This window comes from Microbacterium telephonicum (assembly GCF_003651225.1).
GTDB classification, from domain to species: Bacteria; Actinomycetota; Actinomycetes; order Actinomycetales; family Microbacteriaceae; genus Microbacterium; species Microbacterium telephonicum.
The window spans coordinates 183,309-208,073 of the sequence record NZ_RCDB01000001.1 but is presented as its reverse complement, the minus strand read 5'-3'; the positions used below and the strand labels follow the sequence as shown (position 1 = coordinate 208,073).

The 24,765-nt window shown below is 72.1% G+C and carries 23 protein-coding genes and 1 pseudogene; 12 read left to right on the top strand and 12 right to left on the bottom strand.

From position 1 onward, the window contains the following. Window positions 1–28: 28 nt before the first annotated feature. The 4 genes from C7474_RS01105 to C7474_RS01090 form a co-directional block, all read right to left on the bottom strand. Window positions 29–1,201, bottom strand: a complete 1,173-nt coding sequence (locus C7474_RS01105) for an acetamidase/formamidase family protein (RefSeq protein WP_121056881.1) — start codon at window positions 1,199–1,201, stop codon at window positions 29–31. Then, window positions 1,198–2,583, bottom strand: a complete 1,386-nt coding sequence (gene allB, locus C7474_RS01100; protein ID WP_121056878.1) for an allantoinase AllB — start codon at window positions 2,581–2,583, stop codon at window positions 1,198–1,200. The genes C7474_RS01105 and allB overlap by 4 nt, the downstream gene beginning before the upstream one ends. 109 nt (window positions 2,584–2,692) lie before the next feature. Then, window positions 2,693–3,406 (bottom strand): aspartate/glutamate racemase family protein, encoded by a 714-nt coding sequence (locus C7474_RS01095; protein WP_121056876.1) that lies wholly within the window; start codon window positions 3,404–3,406, stop codon window positions 2,693–2,695. Next, window positions 3,403–3,762 carry a hypothetical protein gene (locus tag C7474_RS01090; protein WP_199692337.1) on the bottom strand — a complete coding sequence of 120 codons (360 nt, stop codon included), beginning with the start codon at window positions 3,760–3,762 and terminating at the stop codon, window positions 3,403–3,405. Before C7474_RS01090 ends, C7474_RS01095 begins: the two co-directional genes overlap by 4 nt. 117 nt (window positions 3,763–3,879) lie before the next feature. On the opposite strand from C7474_RS01090, the gene uraD reads away from it, so the two are divergent. The 3 genes from uraD (at window position 3,880) to hpxO (ending at window position 5,975) form a co-directional block, all read left to right on the top strand. Next, window positions 3,880–4,383 carry a 2-oxo-4-hydroxy-4-carboxy-5-ureidoimidazoline decarboxylase gene (gene uraD / locus C7474_RS01085; RefSeq protein WP_121056874.1) on the top strand — a complete coding sequence of 168 codons (504 nt, stop codon included), beginning with the start codon at window positions 3,880–3,882 and terminating at the stop codon, window positions 4,381–4,383. Further along, complete coding sequence (gene uraH / locus C7474_RS01080) at window positions 4,380–4,700, top strand: hydroxyisourate hydrolase (RefSeq protein ID WP_121056871.1); 321 nt, start codon at window positions 4,380–4,382, stop codon at window positions 4,698–4,700. The genes uraD and uraH overlap by 4 nt, the downstream gene beginning before the upstream one ends. An 87-nt stretch (window positions 4,701–4,787) precedes the next feature. Then, window positions 4,788–5,975 (top strand): FAD-dependent urate hydroxylase HpxO, encoded by a 1,188-nt coding sequence (gene hpxO, locus C7474_RS01075; protein ID WP_121056869.1) that lies wholly within the window; start codon window positions 4,788–4,790, stop codon window positions 5,973–5,975. A gap of 135 nt (window positions 5,976–6,110) precedes the next feature. Here hpxO and C7474_RS14865 read toward each other — a convergent pair whose 3' ends face one another. The 4 genes from C7474_RS14865 to C7474_RS01050 form a co-directional block, all read right to left on the bottom strand. Then, a complete protein-coding gene (locus tag C7474_RS14865; protein WP_158597283.1) occupies window positions 6,111–6,749 on the bottom strand; it encodes a helix-turn-helix domain-containing protein in 639 nt (212 codons plus the stop codon). A 61-nt stretch (window positions 6,750–6,810) separates the two neighbouring features. After that, window positions 6,811–8,334, bottom strand: coding sequence for a nucleobase:cation symporter-2 family protein (locus C7474_RS01060; protein WP_121056865.1), 1,524 nt, complete (start codon window positions 8,332–8,334; stop codon window positions 6,811–6,813). A 271-nt stretch (window positions 8,335–8,605) separates the two neighbouring features. Then, window positions 8,606–10,138 carry a MinD/ParA family ATP-binding protein gene (locus tag C7474_RS01055; protein ID WP_121056863.1) on the bottom strand — a complete coding sequence of 511 codons (1,533 nt, stop codon included), beginning with the start codon at window positions 10,136–10,138 and terminating at the stop codon, window positions 8,606–8,608. 165 nt (window positions 10,139–10,303) lie between these two features. Next, entirely contained in the window at window positions 10,304–10,816 is a 513-nt protein-coding gene (locus C7474_RS01050) for an adenine phosphoribosyltransferase (protein WP_121056861.1), read from the bottom strand. Window positions 10,817–10,900: 84 nt separating this feature from the next. On the opposite strand from C7474_RS01050, the gene C7474_RS01045 reads away from it, so the two are divergent. From C7474_RS01045 to C7474_RS01025, 5 genes are all read left to right on the top strand, one after another. After that, the gene (locus C7474_RS01045; RefSeq protein ID WP_121056859.1) at window positions 10,901–12,577 is read left to right on the top strand and encodes a glycoside hydrolase family 13 protein; all 1,677 of its coding nucleotides are present in this window, start codon (window positions 10,901–10,903) and stop codon (window positions 12,575–12,577) included. An 11-nt stretch (window positions 12,578–12,588) separates the two neighbouring features. After that, window positions 12,589–13,584, top strand: coding sequence for a LacI family DNA-binding transcriptional regulator (locus C7474_RS01040; RefSeq protein ID WP_121056857.1), 996 nt, complete (start codon window positions 12,589–12,591; stop codon window positions 13,582–13,584). A 32-nt stretch (window positions 13,585–13,616) separates the two neighbouring features. Then, entirely contained in the window at window positions 13,617–14,840 is a 1,224-nt protein-coding gene (locus C7474_RS01035) for an amidohydrolase (protein WP_121056855.1), read from the top strand. Between the two features lie 4 nt (window positions 14,841–14,844). Further along, on the top strand, window positions 14,845–15,570 hold the full coding sequence (locus C7474_RS01030; RefSeq protein WP_121056853.1) for a hypothetical protein: 726 nt from the start codon (window positions 14,845–14,847) through the stop codon (window positions 15,568–15,570). A 66-nt stretch (window positions 15,571–15,636) separates the two neighbouring features. After that, window positions 15,637–17,685 (top strand): APC family permease, encoded by a 2,049-nt coding sequence (locus C7474_RS01025; RefSeq protein WP_121056851.1) that lies wholly within the window; start codon window positions 15,637–15,639, stop codon window positions 17,683–17,685. 239 nt (window positions 17,686–17,924) lie between these two features. Here C7474_RS01025 and C7474_RS01020 read toward each other — a convergent pair whose 3' ends face one another. Continuing rightward, window positions 17,925–18,884: a hypothetical protein gene (locus C7474_RS01020; RefSeq protein WP_121056849.1), complete on the bottom strand. Its 960-nt coding sequence runs from the start codon at window positions 18,882–18,884 to the stop codon at window positions 17,925–17,927. A gap of 76 nt (window positions 18,885–18,960) precedes the next feature. Between C7474_RS01020 and C7474_RS01015 the strand changes: the two genes are divergently transcribed. The 4 genes and pseudogenes from C7474_RS01015 to C7474_RS15470 form a co-directional block, all read left to right on the top strand. After that, complete coding sequence (locus C7474_RS01015; RefSeq protein ID WP_121056847.1) at window positions 18,961–20,250, top strand: SufS family cysteine desulfurase; 1,290 nt, start codon at window positions 18,961–18,963, stop codon at window positions 20,248–20,250. Next, window positions 20,250–20,696: a Fe-S cluster assembly sulfur transfer protein SufU gene (sufU, locus tag C7474_RS01010; protein WP_121056840.1), complete on the top strand. Its 447-nt coding sequence runs from the start codon at window positions 20,250–20,252 to the stop codon at window positions 20,694–20,696. The genes C7474_RS01015 and sufU overlap by 1 nt, the downstream gene beginning before the upstream one ends. 45 nt (window positions 20,697–20,741) lie before the next feature. Further along, window positions 20,742–22,115 carry an NAD(P)/FAD-dependent oxidoreductase gene (locus tag C7474_RS01005; protein WP_121056838.1) on the top strand — a complete coding sequence of 458 codons (1,374 nt, stop codon included), beginning with the start codon at window positions 20,742–20,744 and terminating at the stop codon, window positions 22,113–22,115. A 264-nt stretch (window positions 22,116–22,379) separates the two neighbouring features. After that, window positions 22,380–22,580, top strand: a pseudogene (locus C7474_RS15470) (DUF6611 family protein); the annotation flags it as partial. A gap of 111 nt (window positions 22,581–22,691) precedes the next feature. On the opposite strand, the gene C7474_RS00995 reads toward C7474_RS15470, so the two are convergent. The 3 genes from C7474_RS00995 to C7474_RS00985 all read right to left on the bottom strand — a co-directional run bounded on the left by C7474_RS00995 (window position 22,692) and on the right by C7474_RS00985 (window position 24,740). After that, the gene (locus C7474_RS00995) at window positions 22,692–23,672 is read right to left on the bottom strand and encodes an SRPBCC family protein (protein WP_121056836.1); all 981 of its coding nucleotides are present in this window, start codon (window positions 23,670–23,672) and stop codon (window positions 22,692–22,694) included. Window positions 23,673–23,760: 88 nt separating this feature from the next. Continuing rightward, entirely contained in the window at window positions 23,761–24,111 is a 351-nt protein-coding gene (locus tag C7474_RS00990) for an ArsR/SmtB family transcription factor (RefSeq protein WP_121056834.1), read from the bottom strand. Beyond that, window positions 24,108–24,740 (bottom strand): alpha/beta fold hydrolase, encoded by a 633-nt coding sequence (locus tag C7474_RS00985; protein WP_241965038.1) that lies wholly within the window; start codon window positions 24,738–24,740, stop codon window positions 24,108–24,110. The genes C7474_RS00990 and C7474_RS00985 overlap by 4 nt, the downstream gene beginning before the upstream one ends. Window positions 24,741–24,765 lie beyond the last annotated feature (25 nt).

Here is a 24,765-nt window from a genome sequence, read left to right as displayed (position 1 = left end):
GTGGAGCCCGCGTGGCGGGTGCGCACGATCACGAACCCGCTCCGGGTGCGTGCTCCCCGGCCGGGTGCTCCCCGGCCGTCACGGCGGCGAAGTCCGATTCGCGGATGCGGGCGTGCACGCCGCAGACGACGTCGACGACCTGGGAGATGTCGAAGTCTGTCGCGGCGGACAGGTACGCGTAGGCGAGGTGCTCGTCCATGCCGTAGCGGGCATTGAGCAGGTCGAGTGCGGCGCGCACCGCCTTGCGCATCGCCTCGCCGAGATCGGGATCGAGTCCCGTCGGCACGAGGTACTCCGGGGTGCGCACGAGCGGACCCGTCAGCGCGCCGAACGCGGTGAGCGCCTCGTCGCGGGGCACCACATCGAAGCGCAGCGTCGCCCGCAGGGACGCCTCGAGCGCGGTCAGTGCGACCTCGCCGTCACCCTGCGCGAAGTGCGGATCCCCGACGTAGGCCAGTGCGCCGGGCACCTGCACGGGCAGATAGAGCACGGTGCCCTCGACGAGCAGGTTGATGTCGATGTTGCCGCCGTGCGCACCCGGCGGCACCGAGTGCGGGCGGTCGGGCCCCGTGACGGCGACGCCCATCGTGCCCAGGAACGGCGCCAGCGGGAACGCGACGACACGGTCGCCGCCCTCGTGCACCGGCAGCACGCCGACCAGGAGGCCGTCGCGTTCCTCGACGGGCGTGAAGACGCTGACGTTTCCCGCTCCCCGCGGCAGTACGCCGGGCAGCGCCCCCTTGCCGTGACGGTTCGAGATGACGCCGTACGGCACGCGGGGCGCCAGGGTCACGACGGTGATCTTCAGCAGATCGCCGGGTTCCGCACCGTCGACGAACACAGGCCCGGTCACGACGTGTGGGCCGTCGAGCGCGGCGTCACGCGGGACGGATGCCGCGATGGCCACGGCGTCGGAGAGCACCGCGTCGGCTGCGACGCCGTGCGCGGTGAAGTAGCCGAGCGGGTCCTGCCCCTGATCGGGAAGGATCCCCTCGTGGCTGACGGTGTCGAACGTGACCGTCTCGCCGGGGGCGATCCGCACGACGGGCGCGTCCACAGCGCAGGGCAGCCGCCCCCACAGCACGGTGTCCGCGGTCGCGGGCACATAGTGGTCGCCCGGGATGGGCCCCACGCCCGTCTGCAGGATGGGCCCTGTGGGCGAAGACGACCCGGGCGCCGAGCCGTATGCCGCCGCGGTCATGCGTCGACCCGCTCGGCGTGGGGCGACGCGAGCAGACGACCCGTCGGAGCCTGTCGACGCCAGGGCGCCTCGCCGGGCCCGCCTTCGGTGACGTCGAAGACCACGGCACCGTGCAGCCACGTGCGGCGGATCTTGCCGGTCAGCATCCGCCCGTCGTAGGCGGTGATCGGGTTGCGGTGCAACAGGTCGGCCGCGCGCACCGGAAGCGCGTCGTCGACCCCGAACACAGTGAGGTGGGCGGGCGCACCGGCGGCGATGCGACCTGCGTCGGGAAGCCCCGCGACACCGGCGGGACCGGTGGTGAACAGCGGGATGAGGGTCTCGAGAGGGATGCCGCGTCCGCGCGCCTCGGTCCACACCGCCGACAGCCCCACCTGGAGCCCTGCGATGCCGCCCCACGCCAGGCCGAAGTCGCCGGCCCCGGCCCGTTTGAGGTCGACGGTCGAGGGCGAGTGGTCGCTGACGATCGCGTCGATGGTGCCGTCGACGATCCCCTCCCACAGCAGGTCTTGGTTGGCGGCCTCGCGGATCGGCGGGCAGCACTTGAACTCGCTCGCCCCGTCGGGGATGTCCTCGGCGACGATCGTCAGATAGTGCGGGCAGGTCTCCACGGTGAGGGCGACGCCCTCGGCCTTGGCGGCGCGGATCGCGGGGAGCGCCCGGCCGTCGCTGAGGTGCAGGATGTGTGCGCGCCCGCCGGTGCGGCGTGCGGCGGCGATGACGGCGTCGATCGCCGCCTCCTCGCTCTCGGGCGGACGCGACGCGAGGAAGCCCGCGTAGCCGCGGCCGAGCTCGCCGTCGCCGTGCAGGTGCGCGGGGTCTTCGGCGTGCACGATGAGGCGGGACCCGAGCGCGGCGATCTCGTCCATCGCGGCGTCGAGCTGCGCCCGGTCGAGGTGGCCGAACTCGTCGACGCCGCTGGGGGCGAGGAAGCACTTGAACCCGTAGACCCCGGCCGCGTGCAGCGGTGCGAGCGCGCCGAGGTTCTCCGGAACGGCGCCGCCCCAGAACCCGAGGTCGACGAACGCCGCCGGCGCGGCGGCATCCTGCTTCACCCGCAGCGCATCGACGGTGGTCGTCGGGGGGATCGAGTTCAGCGGCATGTCGACGAGGGTCGTCACCCCGCCGGCGGCGGCGGCGAGCGTCGCGGACCGGAACCCCTCCCATTCGGTGCGGCCCGGTTCGTTGACGTGCACGTGCGAGTCGACGAGGCCGGGCAGCAGCACGGCGTCGTCGGGCACGAGCACCGTGCGACTGCGCGGCACGCGCGCGTCGTGCGGCAGCACGTAGGCGATGACGCCGTCGTCGACGACCACGGATGCCTGGCGGAACGCACCGTCGATGAAGGCGCGGGACGCGCGGACGGTGAAGCGGTCGGTCATGCGCTCTCCTGGAAGGGGGCGGGTACGGGGGCCATCCTTAAGCTATTGCTTGACATGACGCGTCCCGTTGCCCCGACGTAACGGGCGTGTGACATCGACCCCGGGCGCCTCACCCGACGAGGGCCGCGCGCCGCGGCGGCGGGGCGTACTCGTCGCGCTTGCTCGTGCCGATGCCCGCCCTCGCCATGGAGCTCGCGACGCCGACGGCCGCGGCGACGCCGTCGACGACGGGCACGCCGACGCGGACGGCGAGCGCCGCGCACAGATCGGCCATCCCCGCGCAGCCGAGCACGATCACATCCGCCTCGGCGGCGACCGCGTCCTCGCACAGGCGGGCGATCGTCTCGTACGCCTCGGAGCTCGTGTCCTCGAGGTCGAGCACCGGGATGCCGGAGCCCGCGAGGCTCACGCACGCCCTCGACATGCCGTAGCGCTCGACGAGGTCGCGCGCCCGACCCAGCGTGCGGGTGAGGGTGGTGACGACGCCGAACGAGCGTCCCGCGATCGCGGCGAGGTGCATCGCGGCCTCGGCGACACCCACGACGGGGACGTCGACGAGCTCGCGGGCGGCATCCAGCCCGGGATCGCCGAAGCACGCGATGACGTAGGCGTCGCTGCCGCCGGCGCGGAGGTCGGCCTCGATGAGCTCGACCACGGCCGACGCGGCGAGGATCTCGTCGCCGTGGCTCTCGATGGCCGGGGCGCCGACGTCGGGGTTCACGGCCGTGATCTCGACGTCGGGCGCCGCCACCGCCCGGGCGGCGACCGCGATCTTGTCGGTCATCGCCCGGGAGGTGTTGGGGTTGAGGAGGGTGATCCTCACGGGGCGGGCTCCGTGACGACGGGCACCTCGGCCGAGATGGCCGGCGGCTCGCTGCCGACCGTCGCGGCGGCGCCGTCGAGCGTGCCGTCCGAGATGCCGTCGGTCTCGCCGGCGAAGGTGGGCACCTGCGGGTCGAGGCGCTCGAACAGCGTGAAGAAGAAGTAGCCCAGCGCGCAGCCGATGAACCACGTGAAGTTGCCGATCCACGACACGTCGAACAGTCCCATGTCGGCGAAGGTCTTGGGCAGGATCGCGAGCAGGATCGTCGGGATGCCGGCCGCCAGCAGCGTCTTCATGGCGTTGGGGTTGTAGCCGTTCTTGTACCAATAGGCGCCGCGCTCGGACATCGTGAACATCTCGTCGACCTTGATGCGCTGCTTCGCCGCGACGGTCGTTGAGCGAGCGCAGCGAGTCGAAACGCCCCGAACCCCCGCGTCACACGCGCGAAACGGCGCAGGCGCTAGCGTCACCTCGTGCACCTCGAACAGTTCAACGCCGCCCCCGAATCCGACGCGCGGGCGACCGCGACGGTGTGGGCCGCGATCCCGGCGTGGGCGGATGCCGTCGCCACCGGCCGCCCCTACGCCTCGGTCGACGAGGCCGTCGGCGTGGCGGGTGCCGCCGCCGACGGCTGGACGCGACTCGACCTCGACACGGCCCTCGCCCACCACCCCCGCATCGGTCAGAAGCCGCTCGGCGACACCGCGGAGGCGGCGGCCTCCCGAAGGGAACAGGCGTCGATGACGACCGCATCCGACGACCTCACGGCGGCGATGGCCGCCGCCAACGCCGCGTACGAGGAGCGCTTCGGCCGCGTCTTCCTCATCCGCGCGGCCGGGCGCACGCCCGACGAGATGCTCGCCGAAGCGCGGCGCCGGCTCGGCAACGACGACGACACCGAAGCCGCCGAGGCGCTCGAGCAGCTGCGGCAGATCGCACTTCTGCGGCTGCGCACCGACCTGGAGGGACGACGATGAGCCACCTGACCACGCACGTGCTGGACGCGACCGCGGGCGTACCGGCCGCCGGGATCGGGGTCGTACTCAGCGGCCCGGACGGCGCCGAGATCGCCCGGGGGGTCACCGACGCCGACGGCCGGCTCGCCCTCGGGCCCGAGATGCTCGCGCACGCCGAACACACCCTCACGTTCGCGACGGGCGCGTACTTCGCGCGCACCGGAACCGCGACGTTCTACCCCCGCGTGAGCATCGCCTTCACCGTCGGCGACCGTCCGCACCACCACGTGCCCCTGCTGCTGAGCCCCTTCTCGTACTCCACCTACCGCGGCAGTTGAGGGGCCGGCATCCGTCCAGTCATGACTTAACGGAGCCGCATCCGTCGGGAAACGCGCCCGTGACACGCGCGGCTTAGCGTGCGGGGTATGAAGGTCATCATCATCGGTGCCGGTATCGGCGGCACGAGCGCCGCGATCGCGCTGCGACGTCTCGGCCACGACGTCGTCGTCTACGACCGGATGCGGGAGAACAAGCCCGTCGGGGCCGCCCTGTCGCTGTGGTCGAACGGCGTGAAGGTGCTCAACTGGCTCGGGTTGGGTGACGAGGTGCGCGCGCTCGGCGGCGACATGTCCGACATGGCCTACCTCGACGGGCACACCGGCGAGGTGCTGTGCGACTTCTCACTCGATCCGGTGACGGCCCAGACCGGCCAGCGGCCGTACCCGGTGGCGCGCGCCGACCTGCAGGCGCTGCTGATGCGCACCGTCGGCGACGACCGCGTCCGCCTCGGCATGAGGATGACCGCCCTCCACGACGACGGCGAGCGCGTCACGGTGACCTTCGCCGACGGCTCGACCGACGTGGCCGACATGGTGATCGGCGCCGACGGCGCGCGCTCGCTCACCCGCGGGTACGTGCAGCCCGACGGCGCCGACGAGATCGTGCGCGAGTACTCCGGCTACACGAACTTCAACGGCCTCATCCCCGCAGATGCCGCGATCGGCGACCTCGACGCGTGGACGACCTACGTCGCCGAAGGCAAGCGCGCGGCGGTCATGCCGGTCGCCGGCGACCGCTTCTACTTCTGGTTCGACGTGCCGCAGCCGGCGGGCCTGCCCTACGAGCGCAGCGACGGCACCGAGCCGCTGCAGGCCGCGTTCGCCGGATGGGCGCCCGGCGTGCAGCGGCTGATCGCGGCGATCGATCCCGCGACCTCGCTGAACCGCGTCGAGATCTGGGACATCACCCCGTTCCACACGTGGGCCAAGGGCCGCGTCGCGATCCTCGGCGACGCCGCCCACAACACGGCCCCCGACATCGGACAGGGCGCGTGCTCGGCGCTCGAAGACACGTTCGCGCTCGGCATCGCGGTCGCCACGAACACCGTGAGCGTCGAGGACACCCTGCGCCGCTACGAACGCAGCCGCACCGAGCGCGCCGGGGAGCTCGTGCTCCGCGCCCGCAGGCGGGGCGACGAGACCCACGCGTACGACGCCGAGGCGACGGCTGCCTGGTACGCGAGCCTGCGCGGCTCGGACGGCGCCGGGATCATCCGCGGCATCGTCGGCAACATCGAGGGCAGTCCCATCAACCTCGGCGTCGGCGCCCTCTGACCCCATCGGGGGTGCCGACCCTCCCCGGTCGTTGAGCGAGCGCAGCGAGTCGAAACGCCCCGAGGGGTGCACGCGTTTCGACTCGTCGCTGCGCTCCTCGCTCAACGACCGGGGGTGGCCCCGAACCGCCCGGGCTCAGGCCTCGTCGACCGGCTCCCTCAGGTCGCGCAGGGTGAGCCAGATCGCGGAGGCGACGGCATCCGTCGACTCGTTCACGACCCGGTGCGGGCGGGTCGCCCAGAAGGCGAGCGAGTCCCCCGCGCCGAGGTCGACCGACCCCTCGGTGAACTCGAAGCGCAGCCTGCCGCGCAGGATCGAACCGACCTCGTATCCGGAGTGCACGAGCATCGCGCCGTCGACGCTCGAGCTCGCGCCCGGCGGATAGACCGACTCGAACAGATCGATGCCGTCGAGTCCGACCGGGCTCAGCCGGCGGTACACGACGCCCTGCTCGAGCGTCGCGCCCTCGCCCGCCTCGACGGCGCTCGAGGTGACACGAACTCCCGGGATCGGCTCGGTCGACCCCGCAGGCGCGGCCTTCGGATGCAGCACGTCGTAGTCGTCGAAGATCGCCGACACCGGCACGCCGACTTCGCCGACGATCTCGATGAGCCGGTTGACGGAGGGCTGCATGGCGCCGGTCTCGATCTGCGACAGCGCGCTCGAGGAGATGCCGACGGCCTGCGCGACCGACGCGAGCGAGCGTCCCTGCGCGAGGCGCAGCTGCCGCAGCCGGGCGCCGATCGAGGGGGCGACGCTCTGCTCGATGCTCACGGCATCGACCCTACCGGCGCGCGTCCCCCGCCTCGCGCGCGGCGGGACGGGGGACGGCCGGTCAGGATGTCGACTCATCGGATGCGGGCCGACCGGATGCGGCGGGCTCGGCATCCGGTCCGTCGAGTGCGACCGTCGGGATGAGGCCGGTGCCCTGCGCGTCGGGGTGCACGAGCGCCGCGGCGGCGGGTCCGCGCACGGCGTCGTGTCCGCTGATCGACGGCGAGTGCGCCTCGGCGCCTTGCACGTCCTTCGTGTTCAGGAGCAGGTTCAGCAGGATCGCGACGATCGCCCCGGCCGAGATGCCGGAGTCGAAGATGAGCTGGAACCACGTCGGGAACTCGTCGTAGATGGTCGGGGTGACCGTCGGCAGCAGCGCGACGCCGACCGAGATCGCGACGATCAGCACGTTCTTGTTGTTGAACTTGACCTTCGCGAGGGTGCGGATGCCGGAGGCGGCGACCATGCCGAACAGCGCGATCCCGGCCCCGCCGAGCACAGCCCGCGGCACGCCCTCCACGATCGCGGAGACCTTCGGAATGAGCCCCAGCACCACGAGGATCACGCCGGCCATCGTCGCGACGTATCGCGAGCGCACACCCGTCAGCGAGACCAGGCCGACGTTCTGCGCGAACGCCGTGTACGGGAACGTGTTGAAGATGCCGCCGAGCACGGTGCCGAGGCCGTCGGCGCGCAGACCGTCGGCCAGCTGCCGACGCGTCACCGGCTTGTCGACGATCTCGCCGACCGCGATCATGTCGCCCGTCGTCTCGGTCATGATGACGATGCCGACGATGCACATCGACACGATCGAGGCGATCTCGAACTCGGGCAGCCCGAAGTGGAACGGGGTGACGACCGCGAACCAGCCGGCATCCGTCACACCCGACCAGTCGGTCATCCCGGGCACGAACAGCGCCGCGATCGTGCCGAAGACGAGACCGAGCAGCACCGAGACGCGCGCGAACGCGGGCGGCGCGAACCGTTCGACCAGCACGATGAACAGCAGCGTCCCGAAGGCGAACGCGAGGCTGAGCGGCGGGGCGCCCGGGGCTTCGGGCGTGGATCCGGTCATGATCCAGCCGGCGGCGACCTTCATGAGCGACAGTCCGATGATGAGGATGACGGTGCCCGTGACGATCGGCGGGAAGAAGCGCAGTAGCTGCGCGAAGAACGGCGCGACGAGCACCATGAAGAGGCCGCAGGCGATGACCGAGCCGAAGATCGTCTGGATGCCGTGCTGCTGGCCGATCGCGATCATCGGGCCGACCGCGGCGAAGGTGACGCCCTGCATGAGCGGCAGGCGCACGCCGAAGCGCCAGAAGCCGACGGACTGCACGATCGTGGCGATGCCGGCGATGAACAGGTCGGCGCTGATGAGGAACGCGAGGTCGGCGGCGCTGTAGCCGAGCGCGCCGCCGACGATGAGCGGCACGGCGACGGCGCCGGCGTAGAGCGCCATGACGTGCTGCAGGCCGAGCGGGAACAGGCGCGCGAGGGGCGGGATGGAGTCCACACCGTTCTCGGCGGCGCGCGCCTTCCGGGCGGCGACCTTCGTCGCCTTCTCGTCTTCTGTGGTGGTCATGGCCGCTCCCGTCTGCGCGGGCGCGAGGGGAGTCCGCGCCCCGTCGTCAGGGCGACGTTAAGTCAGGACTGAACGCAGAATCCAGCGGATCCGGCATCCGTTCGCGGATCTTCACAGGCCGAAACAGGCGCGAAACGCGCGCGGTGCCCCCAGCAGCCCCCGGCGCCGCCGGCCGGGCGCTCACCAGTCACTTCGGCACACCAGGAGGCCCCTCCAGGTCGCCACAACCGACTGGTGAGCGCCGGGTGGGTGGGTGAGCGGAGCGGGTGGGTCAGAGCCGGTCGGCGATCGTGGCGGCCACCGTCAGCCAGGCGTCCCGCGTCTCGGCCGAGAGCGCATCGAAGTCGATCGGGCCGCCGTCGACGAGCGCAGGGTCGAACGGCACGTGCACGACGGCCGAGGTCACCTGCTCGAAGTGGTGCTGCAACCGCTCGGTGAGCCGCTTGTCGGGGCGCTGCGACGGCGCCGCGAGGATCGTCACGGCGGCGTCGATCTTGCGGTCGAAGCCCTTCTCGCGCAGGCCGTCGAGCAGCCACGCGGCGCTCGCGGCGGTGTCTTCGCGCACGGTCGAGACGATGACGAGCTGATCGGCTGCGGCGACGGCGGCGACCCAGTTCGAGGCGCGCATGTTGTTGCCGGTGTCGACGATCATCAGCCGGTAGTAGCGCGAGAGCACGTCGTGCAGCCGGTCGAACGCGGTCGCGTCGATGGTCGAGGATGCCGCCGCGTCTTCGTCGGAGGCGAGCACGTCGAAGCGGGCGTCGACCTGCGTGCGCACGTAGGTGTCGAGGGCGGCGAGGCTCGCCTGGGTCGGCTCGGTGAAGCGGTCGAGATCCTCGAGCAGGTCGACGGCGGTGCGGTGGTGCGGCGCGTTCTGCGCGCGCCAGCCGAGCGTGCCGCGCGTCTCGTTGTTGTCCCACGCGAGGGTCGCGCCACCGCGCTGAGTGCCGAACGTCGCCGCCAGCAGCAGCGTCGAGGTGGTCTTGTGCGCGCCGCCCTTGGGGTTGAGCACGACGATCGTGCGGGGCGCGTCGAGCCGGCGCTGCACCTTGCGCTCGCGCTCGATGCGGGAGCGCTCGGCCTTGCCCGGCTGCGGCGAGATCGCCCCGCCAGTCGCGCGGCGCACGGCGCCCTGCCAGCCCTCGGTCGCCCGCGGCTTCGCGCGGTCGGTGCGCGAGTTCAGCAGGTCGTCGACGGTCGGGGTGGCGCGCTGGATCGGGTCGCGGCGCACGGTGTCCGAGCGGAGCGGCCCGGATGCCGGTGCCGCCGAGGCGACGGGCGCCGCGGCGGGCACGGGCGCCGCCGCGGGAGCGGAAGCCGGCTCGGGCGTCGCCACGGGAGCGGGAGCGGCAACCGGCGTGGGGCTGGCGGCGCGTGCCGGAGCGAACGCCGCATCCGCCTCCGATGCCACCTCGGCCGCACCCTCGTCGTCAGCCTCCGCGGCCGCCGCAGGAACGGCCTCGGGCGCAGCCGGAACCTCGAAGACGCCCACCGAGGCGGCCGGGACGGGCACCTCGCCGGTCGTGACGGTGACGGCATCCGGGGTGCCCTCGCCGAGCGACGGCGCCTCGAGATACGTGCCGTCGGGGTGCACGATGATCGGCCAGCGGGCGGCGCCGTCGATGACGGTCGCCGTGACGGGTTCGCCGGCGGATGCGGCGAGCTGACGCACGGCTTCGACGATGCGGTCGCGCAGCCCCTCGGCGGTCGAGGCGTACAGCTGGTCGACGTCGCCGGAGGCGTGGAGCTCGGCGGCGGTGGCCGAGGTGATACGCACGGTCGGTTCGATGGTGTCGGTTCCCACGGGGACCTCTCTGATCGGGCTCGGACGATTATCCCATCCGGACCGGGCGATCCCCGGAATCGTCGAACCCTCGGCTTCAGGCCGAACCCTTCGCTTCAGGCCGCCCCAGGGGCGAGGGTTCGGCCCAGGGGCGAGGGTTCGGCGCCGGCGCCGCCCCGCCGCGCGTCAGATGCGGAAGAGGCTGTGCACGTCGCCGACGACGTCACGGCCGCCCAGGCCGTCCAACTCCATGAGCACGGCAGTGCCGGCCAGCTCGTACCCGAGCTCGGCGATCAGCCGCTGCCCCGCCACGAGCGTGCCGCCGGTGGCGAGGATGTCGTCGACGAGCAGCACGCGCGCCCCCGCCGGCAGGTCGGACGACATCTCGATCGTCGCCCGGCCGTATTCGAGGTCGTACGAGACGGATGCCGCCGGTCGCGGCAGCTTGCCCGCCTTGCGGATCGGGACCATGCCCACCCCCGCCGCGATCGCGACCGCACCGGCCAGCATGAATCCGCGCGCCTCGATGCCGGCGACGACGTCGAAGCGCCCGCGGAACGGCTCCACCACGGCGTCGATGACGACAGCCAGCGCCGCGGGGTCGGCCAGCAGCGGCGAGATGTCCTTGAACTGGATGCCGGGCTCGGGGAAGTCGGGGATCGTCGCGATGAGCGCTTCGGCGTCGGCGAGAGTCGTCACCGGTCCAGGGTAGTCGGCGTCCCGGCGCGACCGGCTCCGGCATCCGGGCACCCGGCTGCAAGCGCTTGCAGTACGCTGGTGGTCATGACCAGCACCGACGCGCTCACCGTGCAGGGCGCCGCCCCGACCTCCCCCGGATCCGAGTGGTGGCGCACCGCCGTGATCTACCAGATCTACCCCCGCTCCTTCGCCGACGGGAACGGCGACGGCATCGGCGACCTGCCCGGCATCACCTCCCGGCTCGACGACCTCGTCGCCCTCGGTGTCGACGCCATCTGGCTGAGCCCCTTCTTCCGCTCGCCGCAGCACGACGCCGGCTACGACGTCGCCGACTACTGCGACGTCGACCCGATCTTCGGCACCCTGGCCGACGCCGACGAGCTCATCGCCCAGGCGCACGCCCGCGGCATCCGCCTCATCGTCGACCTCGTGCCGAACCACTCGTCGAACGAGCACGCCTGGTTCCAGGAGGCGCTGGCCGCCGAGCCCGGCAGCGCCGCACGCGGCCGCTACATCTTCCGCGACGGCAAGGGCGCCGACGGCGAGCTGCCGCCCAACAACTGGGAATCGGTCTTCGGCGGTCCCGCCTGGACGCGCCTGACCGCACCCGACGGCACGCCCGGCCAGTGGTACCTGCACCTGTTCGACTCGACCCAGCCCGACTTCGACTGGTCGAACCCCGAGGTGCAGGAGGAGTTCCGCCGCATCCTGCGCTTCTGGCTCGACCGCGGCGTCGACGGCTTCCGCGTCGACGTCGCCCACGGCCTCGTCAAGACCGACGGCCTCCCCGACCACCTGCCCGCCGTCGACACCGACAGCATGGGCGGCCAGGACGAGGCGCCCTACTGGGGCCAGGAGGGCGTGCACGAGATCTACCGCGACTGGCACCGCGTGCTCGCCGAGTACGACGGCGACCGCGCCCTGTGCGCCGAGGCGTGGCTGCCCACCGTCGACCGCACCGCGATGTGGGTGCGCCCCGACGAGATGCACCAGGCGTTCAACTTCCCGTACCTGATGACGCAGTGGCACGCCCCCGAACTGCGCGAGGTCATCTCCGAGTCGCTGCGCGCCTTCCCCGCCGTCGGCGCGCCCGCGACCTGGGTGCTCTCCAACCACGACGTCGTGCGCCACGCGTCGCGCCTCGCGCTGACCGCCGAGAACCCCCAGGGCCACGGCATCGGACCCGATTCCCCCGGCAAGCCGATCCCCGAGGTGGGGCTGCGTCGCGCCCGCGCGGCGACGACGCTCATGCTCGCCCTGCCCGGCTCGTCGTACCTGTACCAGGGCGAAGAGCTCGGCCTGCCCGAGGTCGTCGACCTGCCCGGCGACGTGCGGCAGGACCCGACGTGGTTCCGCACCGACGGCGAGCGCTACGGGCGCGACGGATGCCGCGTCCCGATTCCGTGGGAATCCGGCGCTCCCGCCTACGGCTTCAACGAGACCGGGGAGTCCTGGCTGCCGCAGCCGGCCGAGTGGGCGCACCTGGCCCGCTCGGTGCAGGAGGAGGAGCCCGACTCGACGCTGTGGCTGTACCGCACGCTGCTGGCCACCCGCCGCACCGAGGGCCTCGGCGCCGGGACCCTCGAGTGGCTGGACGGCTACGGCGACGACGTCGTGGCGTTCCGCAACGGCGCCGTGACCGTCGTCGCGAACGCCGGCACCACGCCGGTGGCGCTGCCCAAGGGCACGGTGCTGGTCGCGAGCGGACCGCTCGCCGGCGACACGCTCCCGGTCGACACGGCCGTGTGGCTGCTGGCCTGAGCGGCTGATCCGTGGTCGGCATCGACGACGTCGCCCGCGCCGCGGGCGTCTCGACCGCGACCGTCTCGCGCACCCTCAGCGGGCGCGGGCCGGTCTCGGCGGGCGCCCGGGCGCGGGTGCTCGACGCCGCCGACCGGTTGGGGTATGTCGTGTCGGCGGCGGCCTCGAGCCTCGCATCGGGGCGCACGCGCAACATCGGCGTGCTCGGGAGCCTGCCCGACCGGTGGTTCTTCGCGACGGTGATCGGCGCGATCTCGGCACGGCTGTTGCCGCACGGCTTCGACCTGACCCTCTACCACCTCACCGACGATCCCGATCAGCGGAGGACCGTCTTCGAACGGTCGCTGCGACGAGGGCGCGTCGACGGCCTCGTCGTGCTGTCGGCGCGGCTCTCGGATGCCGAGCTCGACGAGCTCGAGGCACTCGAGCTGCCGGTGGTCTCGGTCGGCCCGAACCCGAGGCTGCGCGCGCTGGCCGTCGACGACGAGGCCGTGGGCGTCGCCGCGACGACGCACCTGCTAAACCTCGGCCACACCCGCATCGCCCACGTCGGACTCGAAACCGACGACCCGCTGCACATCCCCACGCGCCGCCTGCGCGGCTGGGAGCGGGCGCTCGCGGATGCGGGCATCCCGGTATCGGCCCGGCCGTTCGCCGCGGCCGACTTCACCTTCGAGGGGGGCCGACGCGCGGCGCGCGCCTTGCTGGCGGCGCCGGAGCGGCCCACGGCGGTGTTCGCGGCATCCGACGAGATGGCGGTGGGGGTCATCGCCGCGGCGCGCGAGGCGGGGCTCGACGTGCCGCGCGACCTGTCGGTCGTCGGGGTCGACGGCCACGAGCTCAGCGCGTTCTTCGAGATCACGACGATCGACCAGTTCCCGCAGTCGCAGGGCGAGCGCGCGGCCGACGCGATGCTCGCCGCCCTCGGCCTGCCGGTCGCGGCCCCGGCCGCCGCCCTCCCGTTCGAGCTCGTCGTGCGCGCGAGCACCGCGCCGCCGCGTCCCTGACCGTTGCCAGGACGGGCCCGTAGGCTCGAGGCATGACGATCGACCTCGACGCGCTGTACATCGACCTGCACCGACACCCCGAACTGTCGTTCCAGGAGACCCGCACCGCCGGCGTCATCACCCGCGAGCTCGCCGCGCTCGGCCTCGAGTACGTGGAGGGCCTGGGCAAGACCGGCGTCGCGACGAGCATCGTCGGCGGAGGCGACGGCGACGGCCCCGTCGTGTGGCTGCGCGCCGACATGGACGGCCTGCCCGTGCCCGAGCAGACCGGACTCCCCTACGCCAGCACCGCCCGCGGCACCGACCCGGCCGGAACCGACGTGCCCGTCATGCACGCGTGCGGCCACGACATGCACGTGACCGCCCTGCTCGGCGCGCTCGAGCGTCTCGTCGCGACGAAGGACGAATGGTCGGGCACCGTCGTGGCCGTCTTCCAGCCCGCCGAGGAATACGGCGCGGGGTCGCAGGCGATGATCGCCGACGGTGTCCTCGACCGCTTCCCCAAGCCCGACATCGTGCTCGGCCAGCACGTCACCCCGCTGCCGGCGGGCGTGGTCGGGGTGCGTCCCGGCACCCAGATGGCGGCATCCGACGGCCTGACGGTGACCCTGCTCGGTCGCGGCGGGCACGGCTCCCGGCCGCAGGCGACGATCGACCCCGTCGTCATGGCCGCCGCCACCGTCATGCGCCTGCAGACCGTGGTCTCCCGCGAGGTCGACCCGCGCGACGTCGCCGTCGTCACCGTCGGCTCGATCCACGCGGGCCTGAAGAACAACATCATCCCCGCCGAGGCGAAGCTCGAACTCAGCCTGCGCTACCCCGACGACGAGGCGCGCGCGAACGTGCTCGCGAAGGTGGAGCGCATCGTCCGCGCCGAGGCGGCGGCATCCGGCGCCGAGCAGGAGCCGGTGATCGTCACCGACCACTCGCTGCCGCCCACCATCAACGACGCGGATGCCACCGCCCGCGTCGTCGCCGCCTTCGAGTCCGCGTTCGGCGCGGGCAGCGTCATCGATCCGGGCATGTTCACCGGCAGCGAGGACGTGTCGTGGTTCGCGCGGGAGTGCGGCGCCCCGCTCGTGTTCTGGTTCTGGGGCGGCGTCGACCCGGCGGCGTTCGCGGCCGCACAGGCCGCCGGCACGGTCGAGAAGGACATCCCGACCAACCACTCTCCGTTCTTCGCGCCGCTGATGCACCCGACGATCGAGCGGGGCGTCGACAACCTCGTCGTCGCCGCCCGCGAGTTCCTGGCCTGACCCGATGAACGACCGCAACCGTCTGCCGATCATCCTCGGCGCCGTCGCCGGCGTGCTCGTCATCGCCGTCGTCATCGCGCTGGCGATCCTGCTCACCCGCGGCTCCGGCGCGCCCGCCTCGAACGCGACGACCCCCGCCTCGGATGCCGGTACCACCGGCCCGTCGCCGACGAGCACGACGCCGTCCGCCGACCCCGCCCACCCCGCCGCGACGCGCGTCGCGCTGGCCTCCGACGGGTTCTCGATCCTCACCGCCGACGGCGAGGAGGGCTTCACGCACGCGTGGGGCGACGAGGCCGCGCCCGCGATCGCGGCGCTCACCGACGCGTTCGGCGCGGCGCCGACCGAGGGCTTCCAGAACGGCGACGCGCAGCACTACGCCTACACCCTGTACGAGTGGGCCGGCTTCACCTTCGCCGACGTCTCGCTCGGCGCCGGCAACAAACCGCGCACCGAGGTGCCCGACCCGACCTGGGTCGCCTACACCGAGAACACGGTCGGCGACGTCGCGATCCACCCCGAGTTCGGCCTCGCGATCGGCCTCACGGCCGCCGAGGTCGACGCGCTGCACCCCGACTCGAGCGTTCCCGGACCGCCGCCGGCGTACCTGTTCGGCACGGATCGGAACACGTTCTACCAGGACGGGGTGCGCGCCTTCCCGGTGACGGCGACCGCCGACGGCGGCGAGGTGTCGACGATCACGTACCGCTTCCTCACGAGCGTCCCCTGATCACGGGGGGTAACCAGTCGGTGACCCCCGGCCTCGTCGCGTTGCGCGGCGTCGCGGGTGGGCGTAGTGTCGCCCGCCGTGACGAATGAGAGTCGGGACCCGTCGGACGAGACGACGCCGATCGCGAAACGCATCCTCATCGGGGAGCCGCTGACGAGCGAGGAGCTCGACGGACAGCTGCTGCCGAAGAAGATGGCACTGCCGATCTTCGCGTCCGACGCGCTGTCGTCCGTGGCGTATGCGCCGCAGGAGCTGCTGATGATCCTGCTCATCGGCGGCACCGCGTTCCTCGCCTTCAGCCCGTGGCTGGCCACCGCCGTCGTCGTGCTGCTCATCGTCGTCGTCCTGAGCTACCGCCAGCTCATCAAGGCCTACCCGTCGGGTGGCGGCGACTACGAGGTCGCCCGCACCAACCTCGGCGAGAAGGCCGGCGTCGTCGTGGCCGCGGCCCTGCTGGTCGACTACGTGCTCACGGTCGCCGTGTCGGTGGCATCCGGCGTCGACAACATCATCTCCGCGATCCCCGGCCTGAACCCGTGGCGCGTCGAGCTCGCGGTCGGATTCGTCATCCTCATCATCCTGGTGAACCTGCGCGGTGTGCGTGAGGCCTCGACGGCCTTCGCGATCCCCACGTACGTGTTCATCGGCTCGGTCGCCCTCATGATCGTGACCGGCCTCATCCGCTGGGCCCTCGGCGACCCGCCCATCGCCGACAGCGCCCAGTTCGCGGTGCAGGCCGAAGACCTCAGCCAGGCGGCGGTGATCCTGCTGATCCTGCGGGCGTTCTCGAGCGGATGCTCGGCGCTCACCGGCGTCGAGGCCGTCTCGAACGGCGTGCCCGCCTTCCGCAAGCCCAAGGTGCGCAACGCGCAGACGACGCTCGTCATGATGGGCACCGTCGCCATCCTGCTGTTCTCGGGCCTGACCGCCCTCGCGCTCATCTCGGGCGTGCACTACGCCGAGAACCCGTGCCACCTCATCGGCTTCGACTGCGCGAACCTGCCGCAGCAGAGCCTCATGGCGCAGGTGGCCGCGGCGACGTTCGGCATGGGATCGATCCCGTTCTTCGTCATCCAGGCGGCCACCGCCTGCGTACTGCTGCTGGCGGCCAACACCGCCTTCAACGGCTTCCCGCTGCTCGGAGCCGTGCTCGCCCGCGACGGCTACGCACCGAAGGCGCTGAACACCCGCGGCGACCGGCTCGTGTTCAGCAACGGCATGATCATCCTCGGTGCCGCCGCGATCCTCGTGCTCGTCGTCTACCAGGCGAACCTGACGACCCTCATCCAGCTGTACATCATCGGCGTGTTCGTCTCGTTCTCGCTCGGCCAGATCGGGATGGTGCGCCATTGGCGACGGGAGCTGAGGTTCCTGCGCGCGGGCGCCGAGCGCCGCGAAGCGGTCTCGGGGCTCATCATCAACTCCGTCGGCGCGACCTTCACCGTCGTGGTGCTGCTGATCGTCACGATCACGAAGTTCACGCACGGCGCGTGGCTCGTCTTCCTCGCCATCCCGGTGCTCGCGGTGCTCATGGTGGGTGTGAACCGGTACTACCGCGACGTCGAGCACGAGATCGAGATGGACGACACGGTGCACTTCGGCGCCACCGGCGACGTCGCGATCATCCTCGTCAACAAGCTGCAGAAGCCGGTGGCGAAGGCGGTGGACTACGCGCTGGCGGCCAAGCACGACAAGACGATCGCGCTGCACGTCGGCGTCTCGAAGGAGGAGGCCGACGAACTGCAGCGCGAGTGGGAGCTGCACGGCATGCCGGTGAAGCTCCTCACGATCGAGTCGCCGTACCGCCAGTACGCCAAGCCCGTGGCGGAGTTCATCAAGCTGTACCGCCAGAAGCACGGGTCGTCGGTCGTGACGGTCTATCTGCCGCAGTACATCGTCGGGCACTGGTGGGAGGGCGTGCTGCACAACCGTCGCTCGCGGCGCATCGCGCAGCAGCTGATGCTCGTGCACGGCGTCTCGATCACCCTCGTGCCGTGGCTGCTCGACTCGTCGGAGCTCGTCTACGGTCGCCGCTCGCGCCCGCTGCCCGGCGACGACCGCGCCGGCCGCATCAGCTCGTACGGCCTGGTCTCCCACACCGACGACGAAAGCTGACCGCGGGGCGCGGGCGGACGGCGGCGCGCGGTCGCCACGAACACGCGCACGCACGACCGCATCCCGCCGCCCGGCGGACGTGCGGGACGAGGGGATGCGGGATCGGGCGGGCTCGGGTCAGCCCGCGTACGTCTCGAACTCGGCGATGCGCGGCTTCGCCGTCGCGCCGGTGATCTCGAAGTTGATCTTCTTCAGCGACGTGGCGGCGAAGCGCGCGAGGCGGACTCAGCGTGGCAGGCTCAGCGCACGGCGGTGAGCAGCTCCGCGCGGCGGGCGGCGAGCGCGGCCAGCCGGTTCGCGAGCTCCAGCCCGCGCTCGGCGAGGTGGCGCTCCAGTTCGCTCAGTCTCACCCGCAGGTCGACGGCGGCCTCACGGGCGGCGGCGATGCGGTCGCGCACGATCCAGTCGGTGAACATGTTGTCGAACATGACGTCGAACACGGCCAGCGTCGGCGAGATGTCGATCCCGCGCACGGGTGCCGCGTTGATGTCGGCGAGCTCGACGGCGAGGTGCTCGAGCGCGCGGTTCACGCGGGTGAACGCCGTCGTCGCGGCATCGATGCGGTCGTGCTTCATCATGTCGGCGAGGAAGCCCCCGCCGAAGAACGTGTCGTAGGTCGACCAGCCGCCGGCACTGTCCAGCGCGCCGAGGGCGTCCTGGAGCAGACCGACCGCGACGCGGAGAGCCTCCTGGGCCTCGACGACCTCCCGCCGCTGGGCCGTCACCTCTCCCAGCTCGGCGCCGATGGCGGTGAGCTCGTCGGCCACGACGCCCCCGCTCGCGCGCACGGCGCCCTCGACGCCCGTGAGCGCCTCGGTGTAGCCCGCCTCGACGTCGCCGAGACCGCGGCGTTCGTCGGCTGCCCGTCCGGCCTCGGCCTGCGCTGCGGCGAGTCGCGTCTGCGCGCCCGCGACGGCGCGGGCCGCGGCATCCTGCTCCGCCTTCTCGGTGGCGAGACGTTCGACGGCGTCACCGCGCAACGTCGCCCACAGCCGCGTCGGCGAGATCCGCTCGAGCCGTTCGACATCGGCCGTCTCGTCGCGCAGACGCTCCTGCAGCACCGCGAGCTCTTCGGTGCGCGTGCGCACGAGCGCATCGGCAACCTCCTGCTGCGCGGCGAGCTGCGCGTCGCGGGTACGCGCGGCGGACGCCGCCCGGAGTGCGTCGACACGGTCGGAGAGGTCGGAGCCGGAGGTCATGCCTCCAGCGTGCCATGCGGCGGCATCCGCCCGACGGCCCCGATCCCGCACCCCGTGCACGGCGTAGCCTGGATGAGTGAGCACCTCGCCCGTCACCGCCGCGCCGCTGGACCCCGTCGCTCTGCGCGCGGACTTCCCGATCCTCGGCGAGCAGGTGAACGGCCATCGCCTCGTCTACCTCGACTCGGCCGCGACGAGCCAGAAGCCGACGGCCGTGCTCGACGCGGAGCGCGCCTTCCTCACCCACGCCAACTCCGCCGTCCACCGCGGCGCCCACACCCTCGCCGCCGAGGCGACCGACCTCTTCGAAGACGCACGCGCGGCCGTCGCCGGTTTCGTCGGCGCCGCTCCCCAGCAGCTGGTGTGGACCAGCGGCGCGACCATGGGGCTGAACCTCGTCGCGTACGCGATCGGCAACGCATCGGTCGGCCGCGGGGCGCCGGCATCCGCCCGCTTGGCCCTCGCCCCCGGCGACGAGATCGTCACGACCGCGATCGAGCACCACGCGAACCTCATCCCCTGGCAGGAGCTCGCCGCCCGCACCGGCGCCGTGCTGCGGCACATCCCGGCCCGCGACGACGGCACGCTCGACCTGGATGCCGCCGCCACCCTCATCAGCCCGCGCACCCGCATCGTCGCCTTCACGCACGTCTCCAACGTGCTCGGCATCGTCAATCCCGTCGCGGAGCTGATCGCGCTCGCGCAGCAGGTCGGGGCGGTCACCGTGATGGACGCCTGCCAGTCCGCACCGCACCTGCCGCTCGATCTCCCTGGCCTGGGAGTCGACCTCGCCGTCTTCAGCGCCCACAAGATGGTCGGCCCTTACGGCGTCGGCGGACTCTACGGCCGAACCGACGTGCTCGAGGCGCTGCCGCCGTTCCTCACCGGCGGATCGATGATCACGACGGTCACCCTCGACAGCGCCGAGTACCTGCCGCCGCCGCAGCGCTTCGAGGCCGGAACGCAGCCCGTCGGACCCGCGATCGGCTTCGCCGCGGCCGTGCGCTACCTCGACGCCGTCGGGCTCGAGAACATACATGCCCACGAAGGCATGCTGGCCGCGCGCATGGCCGAAGGCCTGCGCGACATCCCCGGCATCCGCCTGCTCGGCGACGCCGCGGGCGTGGAGCGCGTCGGCCTGTGGTCGTTCGACGTCGACGGCGTGCACGCCCACGACGCCGGGCAGCTGCTCGACGCGCGCGGCATCGCGGTGCGCGTCGGCCACCACTGCGCCGCACCGCTGCACAGCCGGTATGGCATCACCGCGTCGGTGCGCGCGAGCGCCGCCCTCTACAACACCGTCGACGACGTCGACGAATTCCTCGATGCCGTGCGCGGCATCCGCCCCTACTTCGGAGTCGAATGATGAACGATCTCGATGCGCTGTACCGCGAGCTGATCCTGGACCACTCCAAGAACCCGCAGCACTTCGGCCTCGCCGCCGAGGGCGAGCACTCCGGCACCTCGTACCAGAAGAACCCGGTGTGCGGCGACGAGATCACCCTGCGCGCCACTGTCGACGGCGAGACCATCACCGACGTGTCGTGGGAAGGGCGCGGATGCTCGATCTCGCAGGCGTCGGCCTCGATGCTCGCCGACCTGGTGGTCGCCGACGGTCTCGACCGCCCCGCCGCGAGAGAGCTCGTCGACGGCTTCCGCGAGGCGCTGCGCTCGCGCGGCACGATCGAGCTCGACGAGGACACGTTCGGCGACGCGGCGGCCCTGTCGGGCGTCTCGAAGTTCTCGGCCCGCGTGAAGTGCGCGATGCTCGCCTGGGTCGCGCTCGAAGACGCGCTCGCGAAGGCCTCCTGAGCACACCGTCGTCCGGCATCGGCCCCACTGGGTAGCGTGGAGACCATGGCGCGCATCACGGCATCCGGATCGTCTCTGCCCCACGTCGTGATCATCGGCGGCGGATTCGCCGGCATCAGCGCGGCGCGGGCGCTGCGCACCGCCCCGGTGCGGGTCACCCTCGTCGACCGGCGGGTGTACAACACGTTCCAGCCGCTGCTCTACCAGGTCGCCACCGGCGGACTGAACCCGGGCGACGTCACGCACTTCCTGCGGAGCCTGCGGGTGCGCCAGCCGAACCTCGACATCGTGCACGAGCACCTGATGGAGATCGACACCGCCGCGCGCACCGTGCGGCTGCTCGACGACTCCACGATCACCTACGACCACCTCGTGCTCGCCAACGGCGTGACCACCTCGTACCACGGCACCCCGGGCGCCAAAGAGCACTCGTTCGCGGTGTACTCGCGGTCGCAGGCCCTCGCCATCCGCGACACCCTGTTCACCCGCCTGGAGCGGGCCACGCAGCAGGGCGACAGGCGCAAGGGTCTGAACGTCGTCGTGATCGGCGGCGGGCCGACCGGCGTCGAGATGGCGGGAGCCCTCGCCGAACTGCGCGACCAGGGGCTCGAACCGGCCTACCCCGAGCTGGAGGGCGACGCGTTCCGCATCACCCTCGTGCAGCGCGGCACCGAGCTGCTCAAGCCGTTCCTGCCGAAGCTGCGCCGCTATGCCGCCGCGCAGCTGCGCCGCCGCGACGTCGAGCTGCGGCTGGGAACCGGTGTCGAGGAGGTGCGAGACGACTCCGTCGTGCTCGCCGACGGCACCGTCATCCCCTCCGACCTCACCGTCTGGGCCACCGGCGTCGCCCCGCACGAGGAGGTGCGCGACTGGAACCTGCCCTTGGACGCGCACGACCGCATCCGCGTCGAGGAGGACCTGCAGGTCGTGGACCTTCCCGGCGTGTGGGCGGCCGGCGACGTGGCCGTCGCGCCGCAGGACCTACCGCAGCTCGCGCAGCCGGCGATCCAGGGCGGTGCGCACATCGCCCGGCAGATCCGTCGACTGCTCGCCGGTGAGGGCACGGAGCGGTTCGAGTACTACGACAAGGGCCAGCTCGCCATCATCGGCCGCCGCGCCGCCGTCGGCGAGGTGCCCGGCATCGCGAACCTCCCGGTGCTGCACCGCATCGGCATCCTGCAGCGCGTGCCGCTGCTGCGCGCGACGATCGCGCTGACCGGGGTCGTCGGATGGTTCACCTGGCTGTTCGTGCACATCACGAGCCTGCTCGGACCCCGCAACAAGCTCGTCGTCATGGTGGGCCTGCTCGCGCGCTACGGCGTGCGGCTGCACCGCACCCCCGTGCCGATCGTCGGCGACGTGCCCGCCATCCGCCCCAGCCGGGCCCAGCGTCGCGCGAAGCCCGCCCCCGACGCCTGACCCGTGGGCGACGCGCAGCAGACAGAGCCCGGCGTTCACAACTCCGGAGGTCCGACGCGCCGCACCCCCTGAGCACGGGTCTCAGGGGGTGCGGGTCCGGAATCTCCGGAGTTGTGAACCGAGCGGGCGGCCGCCCGCGCCGCGCGAAGAAGCTCCACGACGGCCGGGCGTCCTCGCGCGAGTGGTCGGCCAGCTGCGCCCAGACGACGCCGTCGGCCGGATGCCCGGGCGCGGCGTGCTCGGCGGCGGTCGCGGCATCCGAGATCACCGTCAGCGGCTCGCTCGCGTATTGACGCCCTCGCGTGCGCGCTGGCCGACGCCGATCGGGCCCTCGCCGCCGGCGAGATCGGCCCGGCCCAGTACCGGGCGCGGTGGCGCGCGGCCTACGACGGCTCCCGCCGCGCGGCACCCGCCCGGCCCGTGGCACCCGCACGCACGTCGGAGGATGCCACCCACGTCGGATGATCCGGGTGGGATCCTCCGACCGAGGCGACATCCTCCGACAGCGGATGCGGCACGACAGCGGATGCGGCACCGCAGCGGATGCGGCACCCAGCGGATGCGGCACCCGCCGGGTCAGACGGCGGCGAGCACGGTCTCCTCGAGGCGGGCGTAGCTGGCCTCCATGCCCTCGGTCATGCCGGTGGCGAGGATCATGTCGCGCGTCTCCTTGTCGGGGTACTCGATGAGGAGGGTGAGGAGCGTCGCGCCGTCCTCCTCATAGAGCTGTAGGTCGTTCAGCGTCGACGGACCCTCCATGCCGATCATCTTCTCGGTCGTCACCGCACGCCACGGGGAGTCGATGAGCAGGGCTTCGCCCTCGAAGCCGAAGGCGGTTTCGGGCTTGCCCTCCTGCTCCCACATCGAGCGGTAGTGCTGGCCGACCTCCGTCGCGGGCTCGGCGACCGTCATGATCCACCCGTCGGGTCCGAGCAGCCACTTCTTCATGAGCTCCGACTCGTGGTGGGCCCGCCACACGAGGTCGCGCGGACCGTCGATGAGCCGCGTGATGCGCACGTGCGTGTCGTCGAGGATCTCGGTGCGCGTGCCCTTGCCCTGCGCGTAGGCGCGCAGGTCCTGCAGCACTGCGTCGAGCTGGTCCATCGCCATGCGCGAGCCTTCGATGGCTCCCATGTCGATGGTCTGCTGCAGCGCTTCGTGCGAGACGAAGTAGGTCGTGTTGACCAGTCGAGAGCCGGAGTCGGTGGCTTCGAAGTGGAACACCATGCGCATCGCGGGGAACTCGGCGAGCGGTTGACCGTCTTCGCCGATGAACGAGTCGAGTACTTCGAAGGATGCCGGTTCGTCGATGCGCACGAACTCCCACCCGCCGCGCGAGGCCTCGCCCTGGGGGCTCGTCATCTCGTAGCGGGCGCGTCCGCCGGCGGTGAAGTCGAACTCGGTGAAGGTGGCGGGCCACCCGGGAGGGCCCCAGAAGCGCTGCAGCTGCTCGGGTCGCGTGAACGCGCGCCACAGCCGGTCGACGGGCGCGGCGAATTCGGCCTCGAGGGTCATGGTGAGCTTCTCGGGGTCGGTGGTGATGTCGGTGACGGGCATGACGTGCTCCTTCATTGGGTCGTACTGCGGTCGCGGGTTCGGTGGGATCTCGGATGCCGAAATCGGTGGTGGGGCCGGTTCGAGGCGGTCAGTCGGGGTCGTCGGCGAGCAGCGCGTCGAGTCGGTCGATGCGCGCGCGCCACAGGGATTCGTAGCGTGCGAGAAGCGCGCGGGCCCGGGCGATCATGGCCGGATCCGCCCGGACGAGCCGTTCGCGGCCCTCGGCGCGCTTGACGACGAGTTCGGCCGCCTCGAGCACGGCGACGTGCTTCTGCACCGCGGCGAACGACATGTCGTAGTCCGCGGCGAGCGCCGAGACGGACTGCTCGCGCTCGATCGTGCGGCGCAGGATGTCGCGGCGGGTCGCCGCCGCGAGGGCGTGGAACACGCGGTCGGTCTGTTCATCGGTCAGCTCCGTGGTGGGGGTCGCGGCGTTCACGGTCGTGCGAGCACCTCGCCGAGTCGGGCGGCGAACGCGTCGGGGTCGCCCGGGTAGCCGGGCTGGTCGAGGAAGCCGGAGTGGTGGCTGGGGAAGTCGAGCGCGCGCAGCACCGGCACGTCGATGTCGTAGTCGATGAGCGCAGGCATGTTGCGGAAGAGCGGGTTGGCGCGCGCACCGTCGTCGTCGGCGGACATGCCGAACATCGCGGGGTCCGGCTCGGGCTGCGCGAGATAGTCGGCGGGAAGCTCGCCGTCGCGCATGACGAGGGCGATGAACTTCGCCATCGCGGCGCCGTCGCCCTCGTCGGCGTACGTCTGCTTCATGTCGGCGACCACCTCGAGCACGACGTCGCGGTCGGGGAGCCCGGCCGCGAGGGGCGGCTCGTGCACGATCGCGCGGCGCAGGAGATCGGGCGCCGCGGCCAGCAGTGTGAGCAGGGTGACGACTCCCCCGCTCGTGCCGAACGCGTCGACGGCGCCGACGCCGGCATCCGTGATCAGCCGGCGCAGGTCGTCGGCGTGTTGCTCGGCGCTGATGTCGGTCGTCGCCTGCGGGTTGCCGTGCACGTCGTAGGTGATCGCGTCGTCGCCCGATCCCACGGTGCGGGTGGTCGTCTCGATGCTCATCATGCCTCCATACAACTGTTTGGTT